The organism is Anaerolactibacter massiliensis (assembly GCF_900290205.1).
Classification (GTDB): Bacteria; Bacillota_I; Bacilli_A; order Erysipelotrichales; family Erysipelotrichaceae; genus Bulleidia; species Bulleidia intestinalis.
In genome coordinates, this window is record NZ_OLMH01000002.1 from 973,597 (window position 1) to 985,395 (window position 11,799).

The following is an 11,799-nucleotide window of genomic DNA, read 5'->3' on the forward strand; positions in this document are numbered from 1 at the left end:
GTATGAAACACATGAAGATGATTGCTTTCATCCTTGCTGCTTCATGTCTCTGCACGGGCTGCTCCCCTTTGCCTTCTCATGGCAGCGTGCCCTCGGAGCAGACTGCAGAGATCAGTACCTTTGCCTCTTCGGAAGAAGCTTCGCTTGAAGAGCAGCTGGACTATTTTCTCAATGACGGGATGTCCTTGCCGGCTCAGGATGAATCCGGCAATGTGATCGAATGGTCAGTTGCGTCCGGCCATGCTGAGATCACGGAGAATACGCTGAAGAAAACAGAGGATGCGGAAGAATATGAATCCATTGTGCTGAAGGCTGAGATTCCGGCTCTGGATGAATCCTATGAGCTTGAAAGGCTGCTGCTGGATGCGTATTCGGCTTATGTGATCTCCTATTTCACTTCGGAAGGATCGGATCCCGAAACGCTGAAACTTGCCTATACGTTTGACTGCAAGTACTGGTTCAAGATCAATAACGACAATCCGATCTTGAAACCTTCGAAGGGAACGAAGCGTCTGAGAGACCCTTCCCTGGTGAGGAAAAAGGACGGTTCGTTCGCCTTGCTTGCGACCCAGGGCTATGATACGGATTCCATCTATGTCTATGACACTGAAAACCTCGGCCAATATACGAATGAACGTCTTCTGAAACTCAATGCTTCGTACGAAGAGCAGATGATGAGTGAGAAACAGGCCTGGGCCCCGGAAGGATTCTATGATTGGATGCGGGATGCATACGTGCTGATCTGGTCCAGCAAGGAAGATGGCGGCATGTACTTCAGCACGTCTTCCGATCTGACTGCAGTATCCTATCCTTCCGTACTGATGAGTCCGGGCTATCCGGTCATCGACGGCACCATGGTCAGAGATGGATCGGAATGGGTCATGATCTACAAAGATGAAAGCGAACCGATGGAAGATCATTCTCAGCTATTCCGGGCAGTGAGCAGCGATGGCTGGGAGAATCTCGGGACATTTGAAGGGCCGATCTATGACCGCCATCAGGTGGAAGGACCGATGATCATGAAGGCCCTGAATGGCGAAGGCTGGTATGTGGTATGTGATGATTACACGAGAGGTGCCTACAAAGTGCTCTTCACGGAAGATATTGCGCACGGGACATTTGAAGAGGTTGATGATGCGGATCTGATGATTCCGCTGGAAGCCCCTGCCCACGGATCGGCGATTGCGATCACATGGAACGAACTGCAGCGGCTTCTCGAAGTATATCCGGATGCACTGAACAATCAGGAGGATGGACAATGAAACTGGATCTTGATGACCTGCTGAATGCAGCAGAACAGAAGCAGGAAACTGACAGGATGGTGTTCTGGTATCCGGAAAACCGGATCCTGCTGCTGGATGAACATGATCAGCCCGCGGATGATCTCGGCGAAGAACTGAACCCGGACGATTATGAAGTACTTCCGGACTGGGAAGATCTCAATCGCTACCAGCTCATGGAAGACTTTGCTGACCGGCAGCCTGATGGCGAAGTAAAGAACTGGCTGCAGAATGCGATCAAGGGACATGGCGCATTCCGCCGGTTCCGTTCCGTCATCGAGCGCTTCGGCCTGCAGGATGAGTGGTACGACTTTGAAGAAGAAGCGGAATACCTGCATGCGGCAGAATGGTGCCGGGCTCATCATCTCGATTATGAAGAGGTCCCTGGCATTCCTGATCTAAGCATGACGATCCATGCGGAAAAGAAGAAGGAACCGCAGAAGCCGGAAATCCGCATCACGCGCCTTTCAAGCCGCAATGCGATGCAGATCATCTATCTGCTGCATGAACTGCGGGCGGAAGAAGCAAAGCATCGCAATCTGACTTCTCCGGATCTGGAAGACAATCAGAATGAACTGGAAGACACCGCGGATACCGCTTTGATCTATGCGGCCAGCGATCATGGTGCGTATATCGGCTTCCTGATGGTGCAGTCTGCCTCAGAGGTCGTCCAGGCTTTCTTTGTGAAGAAGGATAAGCACGGTCAAGGTATCGGCGAGCAGCTGCTTTCTGCGTATCAGAAGGACTTTCCGGAGTCTGATCTGAAATTTGAAGTGTTCCCCTGCGATACGGAACTGATCGCCTTCCTGATCGCTCATGGATACGGCACCATTTCCACGATTGAACTGCATCATGACCGCGAGGAGCAGAGCAATTCCTGGAGCGATGGAACTCATACGTTCCATTTCTGAGCTTTCTGCTTGCGGGCGGATCCTTTTTCCGATATACTCTATCCAACTCCAGTAAGGAGAGATAGAAAGGATCATTGCATGAATACAAATGATATGGCTGCCATTCATCTGGTAGACTATCAGACGGATTCTGCTGTGGTTCATGAATACATGTCATCCGCTGACTTCCAGGCACTTGCCGAGATGGAAGCTTCCGGCCGGATTATCATTCTGAATCACCGCAGCCTCTGATGGATCACGCGCTGAGCAATTGCCCGGCGCGTTTTTTTTACAGAAAAAGACTTCCCCTTTGCGGAGAAGTCTTCCGTTTCAGATCATATGGCTGATGGTATTCCAGACTTCCTCAATTCCTGTTTTCGAGGTGGAAGATACGGCAATCTCCTGCTCTGGCAGAAGACCCGTCGCATTGCGGATATTCTTCAGAGCATTGATCTGCTGATTGCGGCTCAGCTTATCTGCCTTGACACAGGCAGCGAGAACCGGAAGATCAGACTGCCTTGCAAAACTCAGCATCTCCAGGTCATCGCTGTTCGGTATTCTGCGGATGTCGAGCACCAGGATCATGCCCTTCAGGTTCTTCCGGTGATCGAAATACGGATCGAGCAAGGCCGCAAAGTTCTTCACGGACATCGTTCCGCCTTTGGCATAGCCGTAGCCAGGCGAATCAGTGAAGACAACCTGGTGATCCACTTCATAGAAGTTCAGAAGCACGGTCTTGCCAGGCGTCTTGCCGACATAGGCAGCATTTCTCCGGTTGATCAGCGCATTGATCAAGCTGCTCTTGCCGGCGTTGGAACGCCCTGCGAAGATGATCTCCGGCAGGCTGGAGTCCGGCCACTGTTCCTCGTTGGCTGCGGTGGCAAGAAGCTGGACTTCATGGTACTGCATGCTAGCGGACCATGGCTTCCTTCAGAACCTGAGACATATTCTCAACCGGAACATAGGTCATCTTCTCGCGGACGGCTGCCGGGACTTCATCGAGGTCCCTCACATTGCCCTTCGGGAAAATGATCTTCGAGATGCCAGCCCGGTTTGCCGCAAGGCTCTTCTCACGAAGACCGCCGATCGGCAGCACATTGCCGCGCAGCGTCACTTCGCCCGTCATCGCTAGATCGCTGTACACCGGCGTATTGGTCAGCGCGGATACCAGAGCAGTGGTCAGGGTCACTCCGGCAGAAGGACCATCCTTCGGCACAGCTCCTTCCGGTACATGGATATGAATGTCATGCTTGGAAAAGAATGACGGATCGATCTTCAGTTCCTTTGCATGGGCTTTGACATAGTCCAGGGCAATTTCCGCAGACTCCTTCATGACATCGCCGAGCTTGCCGGTCAGCACGAGGGCGCCCTTGCCGTCGAAGAAGTTCACTTCGATCTGCAGCACATCGCCGCCGAATGACGTATAGGCAAGACCGGTCACAACGCCGACCCGGTTCTGCTTCTCTTTGACCCCGTAATCGAAGATATCCTTGCCGAGCCATTCATGAATCAGCTTCTCGGTGATGGTTACGGACTTCTTTCCATCCTTGAGAATCGCGAGAACCGTCTTTCTGCAGAGACTTGCAATCACCCGTTCCAGCTGACGCACGCCTGCTTCTCTCGTGTAATGGCGGATCAGGTACAGAATCTCCTTCTCCTTCAGATGGAACTGCGCAGGCTTCAGACCATTGGCCTTGATCTGCTTCGGAATCAGATGCTCTACGGCAATATGAACCTTGTCAACTTCCGTATAGGAAGGCAGTTCGATGATTTCAAGACGATCCTGCAGCGGTGCCGGGATATTGTCGAGATAGTTTGCGGTCGCGATGAACATGACCTTAGAAAGATCATAAGGCTCTTCCAGGTAATGATCGCTGAAGAACTGGTTCTGTTCCGGATCCAGCACTTCGAGCAGCGCATCGCTCGGATCACCCTTGTAATCCGCTCCCATCTTGTCGATTTCATCGATCAGGAAGACCGGATTGATCACCTGAGCACGCTTCATGCCCTGGATCACGCGGCCCGGCAGAGCTCCGAGATACGTTCTGCGATGACCTCTGATTTCTGCTTCATCTCTCACTCCGCCAAGACTCATCTTCACGAACTTGCGGTCAAGCGCTCTTGAAATCGATTTTGCAAGACTCGTCTTGCCGACTCCCGGAGGACCGACCAGGCAGAGGATCGGCGCATTCAGATTGCCGGTCATCTCCTTGACGGCCAGATATTCCATGATGCGGTCCTTGACCTTATCAAGTCCGTAATGATCTTCATCGAGAACCTTGCGGACCTCTTTCAGATCGCTGCTGTCTTCGGTTTCCTGCCACCACGGAACCTTCAGCAGCCAGTCGAGATACGTTCTCTCAACGCTTGCTTCTCCGCTTCCCGGCGGCAGCATCTCATAGCGCTGCAGCTCTTCTCTTGCCTTCTGCTTGACATGATCCGGATACGGATTCTTCTCGATCATCTCGCGCAGCTGCGTCGTATCATCGGTGACATTCGACACATCGCCGAGCTCTTCCTTGATGGCCTTGAGCTTTTCGCGCAGGAAGTACTCCTTCTGGCTCTCATCAATGCGCTCCTTGACTTTGTCATTGATGTTTGCCTCGATCTGCGAGAACCGCTGCTGCTTTTCCAGCTCAGCGATGATCATGACCATGCGCTCATTGACATCGACCGTCTCAAGCAGCTTCTGTTTCGCTGCCGTATCCAGCGGGAAATACTGGGCAAACTGATCTGTCAGCGTGATGGCTGAAACGCCTTTGGAAAGCTGCGATACGATATCCGAAGGGAAGGCGCTCGAGAGGTTGCTCACTTTCTCGAATTCCGAGATGATGCGCTTGACGAGCGCCATCTCCTCCATGTGATTTCCTTCGACTTCTTCCAGCGGCTGGATCGTTGCCATCATCATGTCATTGCTGTCTTCCAGGTTCAGCAGCTCAGCCCGCTTCATGCCAGTGAACGTCACCCGCATGAATCCTTCCTTGCGGCGGACAATCTTGATCTTGCTGAGTGTACCGACACGATAGAGATTCTGTTCTGAAGGATTATCAACCATAATGTCGTTCTGGCAGACAATCCAAACCATGGAATCATAGGAAGCACTTGCTTCATTGACCGCGTTGATGCTTTTCTGGCGGCCGACCTCGATCATCACATCCTGGCCCGGGAACACGACAACACCGCGCGTGCACACTACCGGAACCCTGATACTGACCTCTTTGCTCATAGTGTGTTCCTCCTTTTAAGAGAGGGAATGAACCCCCTGCTGATAAAATAAGACGCATCGAAAGCGTCTTATTGGTTCGTATTGCTGATAGCCGGAATTACTCAGCTGCAGAAGCGTCTTTTCCTTCCTCTGCTGCAGGAGCTTCCGTTTCCGGTTCTCTGACTTCCGGAGCACCGTTAGCATTCTTCTTCACGAAGCGGAATGCCTTGTCTTCTCTGAGCTGATCCTGAACCGCTGCTCTGCTGATCGCAGCCTTCACACGATCAACAGACAGACCGTACTGTGCAGCAATATCGCTGAATTCCTTCTCAATTTCCGCATCCGTCGGCTCGAGCTTTTCAGCCTTGGCAACAGCATCCAGAGCAAGTCTGGTCTTGACTGTCTTGCGGCTTTCCTCCTCGTAGTCCTTCTTCAGCTGATCGAGCGTCTTTCCCATCATGGACAGATAGCTTTCCAGCTTCATGCCATACTGCTGAACCTGAGCAGCAATCTGGTTGATGCGGCCGTTGACCTCATCTTCAACCATGACATCCGGAATCTCAACTTGCGTCTTTGCAAGCAGCTGATCAAGAAGATCGTTATCTCCCTTGTCCTCAGCAGACTGCTTCTTCTGGTTTTCGAGACGCTCGCGGACCATCTTCTTCAGATCTTCAGCAGTCTCAACGCCCTTCGCATTGACATCCTTCGCAAAGTCATCATCCACTTCCGGCAGAACCTTGTGCTTGACTTCATTGACCTTGACCTTGAAGACGACATCCTGGCCAGCCAGATCCTTAGAATGGTAGTCTTCCGGGAACTTCAGATTCAGTTCCTTCTCATCGCCGGCCTTCACGCCGACCAGCTGATCCTCGAAGCCCGGGATGAAGCTGCCGGAGCCGAGCTCCAGATTGTAGTTCTCAGCCTTGCCGCCATCAAACGGAACGCCATCCTTGAAGCCTTCATAGTTGATATCAACTGTATCGCCGTTCTCTGCTTCACCATCCTTGGTTTCCATATCTGCGAAGTTCTCGCGCATGCGGTCGATTTCCTTGTTGAATTCCTCTTCGCTGACAGAAGTATCATCCATGTGGTAATCCAGACCCTTATAATCGGATACCGTAGCTTCCGGCTTCACAGCAAATTCAAATACGACGACAACCTTCTCCGGATCGATGGAACGCAGATCCAGCGTCGGCTGGGAAATCGGCTCCAGCTTCTGCTCATCCAGGGCAGCCTTCAGCCATGCATTGGCATTGTCATTGACTGCTTCCAGCTCGCGGTCGCGCTCCGGAATCGCATGCTCCAGAAGCTTCTTCGGAACCTGGCCCTTGCGGAAGCCATTCATGGTTACATTTTTTCCGAGTTTGCTGAATGCTTTCTCGACATCCTTCTTCCATTCGTCACCCTCGATGGTAACGACCAGTTCACCTGTTGATTTTTCTTTTAATGTCCACTCTGACATGTTGCTCAAGAACTCCTTTTCTTTCAAACGTTCTCAGTATATCAAAAACAGAATTGATCCGCCACGGATAAGATCACGATTTCTGTGCGATTGTTCAGCCTTTTTCAGCGCAATCCCCAGCTCTGTGTCCTCTCAGGCATACGTCTTCTTCCTGATCTGATAGGAATCGTATACCTTCTCAAGTTCCGCTTTGTCAGCGGTATCACCTAAGAGATCCGCAGCCTGGCAGGCAGCCTCATACGCAGCTCCCCCTGCTTCTTCTTTCTCATAGCTGAGCGGCAGATTCATATAAGCATCATGAACCAGCACGCTTTTCGCTGTTTCAAGAAGCGAAGGATTGCGGCTCACCCATTGCTTCAGAAGAGCCAGTGCTTCCAGAAATCCAGGACTGCGCGTAACCGGCGTCACCGCATCAGGCCAGAAGGTATATTCGACGCCATCTTTCGTATAGACGAATTCGTCGCCGATTTCCTGTTCTGCCAGCGCTTCGATCAGGAGGGCGGCAGCTTCCGGATATGGTTCATGGCTCAGATACTCCCGGATCTCTTCGGTGCAGGTCCGCAGATTGCGATCATGAAGGCGGGATGCTGCGGCAAGCTGGGCCTCCGGTTTCCCCTTCAGCATGCTTAGCAGCACTTCCAGCGGCTCTTCTTCGGGTCCCTGGCTGTCTTCACAGGCATAGCGGAGATCTTTCTGCAGCGCCTGGAACTGTGCTTCCGCATCTTCGGGAATATAAGGCATGGACAGCTCCCGTTTCAGCAGGAACTTCGCATCTTCATATCGATGTTCTTCGATGGCATTTCTGATTTCCGTGATGATCTCTTCGTAATAACCCATTGATCTCCTTAAACAGCAAATACCGCCATGCGGCGGTATCTGTTATGGTGTCCACGGTGAGATTCGAACTCGCGACCGTCCGCTTAGAAGGCGGGTGCTCTATCCAGCTGAGCTACGTGGACAGCACTTAGGATTGTAACAGAGAGTCCTTAATTATTCAAGCCCCGGATTATACTCCATGTGCGAAACCGATACGTCCGGTCCATTCAGCCTCACCAGCATATAAGAAGGATTGCTGCCATCCCGATTGCGGCGGATGCTGCCGGGATTCAGCAGCCAGATATTCTTTTCATGTACGCAGGAATAGATATGCGTATGACCGTAGAAGACGATATCGCACTGCTCTTTTCCGGCCTGATAGATGAGACCTTCCATCCCTCCGCGGTAAAGCTCCCGATGCCCGTGCGTCAGAAGCACCCGATGTTCTCCGATCTTCAGGACCCGATGTTCCGGATAAGCCGGATCATAGTCGTTGTTTCCTCGCACGCAGGCATATCCGTTCAGCCACCGCATCGGTCCTTCGCTGTCTCCGAGGTGCAGGAAATAATCCGCATTCTGATACGTTTCCTGCAGCCACTGCACCGGTCTTCTGGCGCCATGGTTATCTGATACTGCCACAATGAGAAGTTCACGCATGTCATTATCTTATCAGAAACCCGCATGGAAAATAGACTGTTTTCGCTTTATAATGACTTGCAGAGAGGGAACCCTATGCAAGTCAGTCTGTATCCGTACAATTACTGGTGTCTGATCGCCGCCTTCGTCCTGCTGCTCGTCTTTCTGGTCATGACCTTTCTGAAAGCACGTCCGCTGATCAGGCAGCTGAATACGATGAAGCCTCAGCTCACTGAGATCCAGAACGGAATCACCGCTTCGAAGATCAAAGCAGACACAATCGGAACCAAAGCGAAGAAAGATGTGAATCAGGGTTCCGGAGTTCTGAGCAGCCTGCTGATCCTCAATGCGATCCGCAAGGATTACAGGAATGCGGACGGCTCCGGCATGAAGCAGTTCCTGAAGTCAGCAGAACATGTATACAGCCAGAAAGCCAGCGAAGACCGGATCATCCGGAAAGTGAAGAACAGCCTCAGATGAAAACGAAAAGGAGATCAGCTCTCCTTTTCATTTACTTCTTCCAATAATTGTCATTCATCTTGTCCAGATGCTTTCCGGCAGAACGGAAATAGATATAAGCAAGGACACAGACGAGCGCAATGACCATGAGTTCTCCGAGCATCGCATTTCTCCTTCCGGAACAGTTCTTTCTGAGTTCAGTATAGCGGATCAGGATGCTTTCTGCTTGGCATACTGCGCAAAAGTGATTCCCTGTTCGTGCAGAGAAACCGCAAGCTCTGTTCCGATATAGCGGTAATGAGAATACGATTCATACTTGCCCGTCAGCAGCTCATCCTGCTTCGCATAGCTCCTGACAAATCCGTATTCCCAGGCATGAGCTTCGAGCCATTGCGACTGAGCAGTCTTCTCAAAGGAGTCTTCGGGAATTCCGCTGACCGCAAAGTCCACGGCAAGCCCGAGCTGATGCTCGGAGTGACCGGGATATGATACATACAGAGAAGCATCTTTCCCGTAAGTTTCCTGCGCTTTCTCAAATAGTTCTTCCTGATCTTCGAAGGAGACATATCCCCTGGAAATCAGAAGACCGCCGCTTTCAAGGCCATTATTCATAGCCAGCGACATTGCATCCATCAGACCGGAGAGCGCATTTCTGGTCTCATCCAGAACACTCACGGCATTGCCATTCACGCACCATTCTGCGGGAAGCACTGCCAGTCCGGACGGAATGCGCGTGCTGACCGTCAGGCTGTCATCCAGCCAGAGGTCTGTTCCGCTTGCATCAGACACCAGGGTGCTGCCGGAATGATACGGATCCCCTTCTGTCAGATATTCATGCAGATCAGAATAGCTGTAATTGCCATCGGCCAGATAGGCGATCAGCGTATCAGTATCCATGACCTGGCGGGTTTCCTCGACCATCGTCACGATATGCGCCGGCGATTCCATCCATTCCGATTCGCTCAGTTTCTTGTATTCCGCCGCATGATAGATACTGAAGCCAGGACACTGGATATAAGCGATGAACATATTGGGAGGAATCGAATACTCGATAATATAATCAATCTCTTCCTGATTCAGATAGTGCTTGATCAGCTGCCGGCTCTTCTCATCCTTGTACGGATAGCGGGCCAGCGAATCATAGTTGTAATTCAGCACGCCCAGGCATACCGCCGTGAACAGCACGACGAATGCCACGAAGAATGCGGTCCAGCGCTTCCGCTGCGGTTCAGGAAGAATGGCTGCATCTTTCCACATACTCTGCATTATATCATTCCTCCGCATGCAGGGCTTCATATACTTTTTCCGCCACATTCTCCGGAACGACTTCGGCGATCTCGGCACACTCTGCATTCTTCAGGTTCGTGAAACTTCCGAAATGCTTCAGCAGCTGCCGCTTGCGCTTCGGTCCGACTCCTTCCACTTCATCGAGGATGGATCTCGTCTGCGCCTTTGCCCTGAGCTTCCGGTGATACGTGATTGCCGAGCGATGCACTTCATCCTGCATCCTCGTCAGAAGGAAGAACAGGCTGCTGTCCTTGTCGATGGCAAAGGTTTTCCCGTCGGTATCCATCAAAGCATCGGTATTATGATGGTCATCCTTGACCAGTCCCATCAGCTTGATCTTCCCGCTGAGATCGAGTTCATCCAGAATCGTCTTCGCGGCTTCGATCTGCGTCCAGCCGCCATCGACAAGAATGCCGTCCGGCAGTCTTCCGTTCTCCTTGATGAGACGGAAATATCTGCGGTACAGCACTTCTTTCATCGAATCCACATCGCTGTTGCCGGTATGAAGCCGGTAGAGGCGGTAATCCTTTCGATCCGGGACTCCATCTTCATAGACCACGCAGCTGGCCACCGTAAAGGTTCCGGCCGTATGGGAGTTATCAAAGAGCTCCACCCGGTTCATCGGATGGCCGGCCAGCTCGGAAAGCTGATTCACAGCACTTTCGATTTCAGATTCCTGCTTTTCCGCAGTCTGGAACTTCAGTTCGAGCTGTTTCTTAGCATTCTCAACGCAGAGCTCGATCAGCTTGCGGCGGTATCCTTTCTGCGGCTGCGTCACCTGCACGCCCAGAATCTCGCCAACTTCGTTCACCGTCGATTCTTCCGCTTCCTGAGGCAGCACGAGTTCCTTCGCTGCCGGATGATCCTGGTAGTACTGAATCACAAACGAGAAGAATTCTTCTTCCGCATCGCCATAGAGGGGTCTCAGCTTCCATTCCTTGCTGAGAATCGTGCCATTGCGCACGAGGAATCCGGTAATTGCCAGATAGCCTTTATCGCTGTACCAGGCAAAGACATCCATGGACCCGCGGTTGTCGAGTTCGATGATCTGTTTGTCTGCAGTCACGGAATCAATGCTTTCCAGCATCTCCTTGTACTGCTGGGCACTCTCGAATTCCAGCTTTTCGCTGGCTTCTTCCATCTTCTGTTTCAGTTCCTTGCGTACTTCCTTCGTATCGCCATTCAGAAAGCGCGTGACTTCCTCGTTCATCTTCGCGTAGATCTCAGGATCCACTTCATATTCGCACGGACCGAGGCACTGTCCCATATGGTAGTACAGGCATACCTTGGCTGGCATCTGCGTGCAGCGCCGGAATGGGTAAAGACTCTGCAGCAGCTTCTGCGTATTGCGTGCATGGCCAGCATCGGGGAACGGACCGAAGTAATGTGCCTTGCGGTCTTTCTTCATGTCTCTTGCGATGAGCAGGCGGGGATATTTCTCATTCGTCAGCTTGATATACGGATAGGTGCTGTCATCCATGAACTGGATGTTGTATTTCGGCCGGTATTTCTTGATCAGGTTGATCTCGAGCACGAGGGCTTCTTTCTCGCTTCTGGTCACGATGAAATCGAAGTCCTCGATGTTCGAGACCATCTTCGTGGTCTTGAAATCATGGGCTCCGGTGAAATACTGGTTGACCCGGTTATGAAGATTCTTCGCCTTGCCGACATAGATGATTTCTCCATTCCGGTTCTTCATCTGATAGCTTCCGGGCTGATCCGGAAGATTCGCCAGTTTTGCCTTGATATACTCCCGATCCATAT

At 51.7% G+C, this 11,799-nt stretch carries 11 protein-coding genes and 1 tRNA gene; 4 read left to right on the top strand and 8 right to left on the bottom strand.

Annotation, left to right across the window (positions count from 1 at the left end; genetic code table 11):
• Positions 1-11 precede the first annotated feature (11 nt).
• From C7E00_RS08165 to C7E00_RS16195, 3 genes are all read left to right on the top strand, one after another.
• Positions 12-1,262 carry a glycoside hydrolase family 43 protein gene (locus tag C7E00_RS08165; RefSeq protein ID WP_105303821.1) on the top strand — a complete coding sequence of 417 codons (1,251 nt, stop codon included), beginning with the start codon at positions 12-14 and terminating at the stop codon, positions 1,260-1,262.
• A complete protein-coding gene (locus C7E00_RS08170) occupies positions 1,259-2,191 on the top strand; it encodes a GNAT family N-acetyltransferase (RefSeq protein ID WP_167836526.1) in 933 nt (310 codons plus the stop codon). The genes C7E00_RS08165 and C7E00_RS08170 overlap by 4 nt, the downstream gene beginning before the upstream one ends.
• A 78-nt stretch (positions 2,192-2,269) precedes the next feature.
• Entirely contained in the window at positions 2,270-2,422 is a 153-nt protein-coding gene (locus C7E00_RS16195) for a hypothetical protein (protein WP_154505909.1), read from the top strand.
• A 78-nt stretch (positions 2,423-2,500) separates the two neighbouring features.
• Here the strand turns inward: C7E00_RS16195 and yihA are convergent, their stop codons facing one another.
• The 6 genes from yihA to C7E00_RS08200 all read right to left on the bottom strand — a co-directional run bounded on the left by yihA (position 2,501) and on the right by C7E00_RS08200 (position 8,310).
• Positions 2,501-3,079, bottom strand: coding sequence for a ribosome biogenesis GTP-binding protein YihA/YsxC (gene yihA / locus C7E00_RS08175; protein WP_105303823.1), 579 nt, complete (start codon positions 3,077-3,079; stop codon positions 2,501-2,503).
• Between the two features lies 1 nt (position 3,080).
• On the bottom strand, positions 3,081-5,396 hold the full coding sequence (lon, locus tag C7E00_RS08180) for an endopeptidase La (RefSeq protein WP_105303824.1): 2,316 nt from the start codon (positions 5,394-5,396) through the stop codon (positions 3,081-3,083).
• 97 nt (positions 5,397-5,493) lie between these two features.
• On the bottom strand, positions 5,494-6,837 hold the full coding sequence (tig, locus tag C7E00_RS08185) for a trigger factor (protein ID WP_105303825.1): 1,344 nt from the start codon (positions 6,835-6,837) through the stop codon (positions 5,494-5,496).
• A gap of 132 nt (positions 6,838-6,969) precedes the next feature.
• Complete coding sequence (locus tag C7E00_RS08190) at positions 6,970-7,674, bottom strand: DUF3196 domain-containing protein (RefSeq protein WP_105303826.1); 705 nt, start codon at positions 7,672-7,674, stop codon at positions 6,970-6,972.
• A gap of 45 nt (positions 7,675-7,719) precedes the next feature.
• Positions 7,720-7,796: transfer RNA gene (locus tag C7E00_RS08195), tRNA-Arg, on the bottom strand.
• 31 nt (positions 7,797-7,827) lie between these two features.
• Positions 7,828-8,310, bottom strand: a complete 483-nt coding sequence (locus C7E00_RS08200; protein ID WP_105303827.1) for a YfcE family phosphodiesterase — start codon at positions 8,308-8,310, stop codon at positions 7,828-7,830.
• Between the two features lie 75 nt (positions 8,311-8,385).
• Here C7E00_RS08200 and C7E00_RS08205 point away from each other — a divergent pair, with 75 nt between their 5' ends.
• On the top strand, positions 8,386-8,769 hold the full coding sequence (locus C7E00_RS08205; protein ID WP_105303828.1) for a DUF948 domain-containing protein: 384 nt from the start codon (positions 8,386-8,388) through the stop codon (positions 8,767-8,769).
• Positions 8,770-8,958: 189 nt separating this feature from the next.
• On the opposite strand, the gene C7E00_RS08210 is transcribed toward C7E00_RS08205, so the two are convergent.
• Both C7E00_RS08210 and uvrC read right to left on the bottom strand, forming a co-directional pair.
• Positions 8,959-10,014, bottom strand: coding sequence for a M15 family metallopeptidase (locus tag C7E00_RS08210; protein WP_167836527.1), 1,056 nt, complete (start codon positions 10,012-10,014; stop codon positions 8,959-8,961).
• A gap of 4 nt (positions 10,015-10,018) precedes the next feature.
• A complete protein-coding gene (gene uvrC, locus C7E00_RS08215) occupies positions 10,019-11,797 on the bottom strand; it encodes an excinuclease ABC subunit UvrC (RefSeq protein ID WP_105303830.1) in 1,779 nt (592 codons plus the stop codon).
• Between the last annotated feature and the right edge of the window lie 2 nt (positions 11,798-11,799).

What these genes read in the sequence shown, in the direction of transcription:
- C7E00_RS08165 (WP_105303821.1), top strand. Translation starts at nt 12, where the DNA reads ATGAAGATGATTGCTTTCATCCTTGCTGCTTCATGTCTCTGCACGGGC.
- C7E00_RS08170 (WP_167836526.1), top strand. Translation starts at nt 1,259, where the DNA reads ATGAAACTGGATCTTGATGACCTGCTGAATGCAGCAGAACAGAAGCAG.
- C7E00_RS16195 (WP_154505909.1), top strand. Translation starts at nt 2,270, where the DNA reads ATGAATACAAATGATATGGCTGCCATTCATCTGGTAGACTATCAGACG.
- yihA (WP_105303823.1), bottom strand. Translation starts at nt 3,079, where the DNA reads ATGCAGTACCATGAAGTCCAGCTTCTTGCCACCGCAGCCAACGAGGAA.
- lon (WP_105303824.1), bottom strand. Translation starts at nt 5,396, where the DNA reads ATGAGCAAAGAGGTCAGTATCAGGGTTCCGGTAGTGTGCACGCGCGGT.
- tig (WP_105303825.1), bottom strand. Translation starts at nt 6,837, where the DNA reads ATGTCAGAGTGGACATTAAAAGAAAAATCAACAGGTGAACTGGTCGTT.
- C7E00_RS08190 (WP_105303826.1), bottom strand. Translation starts at nt 7,674, where the DNA reads ATGGGTTATTACGAAGAGATCATCACGGAAATCAGAAATGCCATCGAA.
- C7E00_RS08200 (WP_105303827.1), bottom strand. Translation starts at nt 8,310, where the DNA reads ATGCGTGAACTTCTCATTGTGGCAGTATCAGATAACCATGGCGCCAGA.
- C7E00_RS08205 (WP_105303828.1), top strand. Translation starts at nt 8,386, where the DNA reads ATGCAAGTCAGTCTGTATCCGTACAATTACTGGTGTCTGATCGCCGCC.
- C7E00_RS08210 (WP_167836527.1), bottom strand. Translation starts at nt 10,014, where the DNA reads ATGCAGAGTATGTGGAAAGATGCAGCCATTCTTCCTGAACCGCAGCGG.
- uvrC (WP_105303830.1), bottom strand. Translation starts at nt 11,797, where the DNA reads ATGGATCGGGAGTATATCAAGGCAAAACTGGCGAATCTTCCGGATCAG.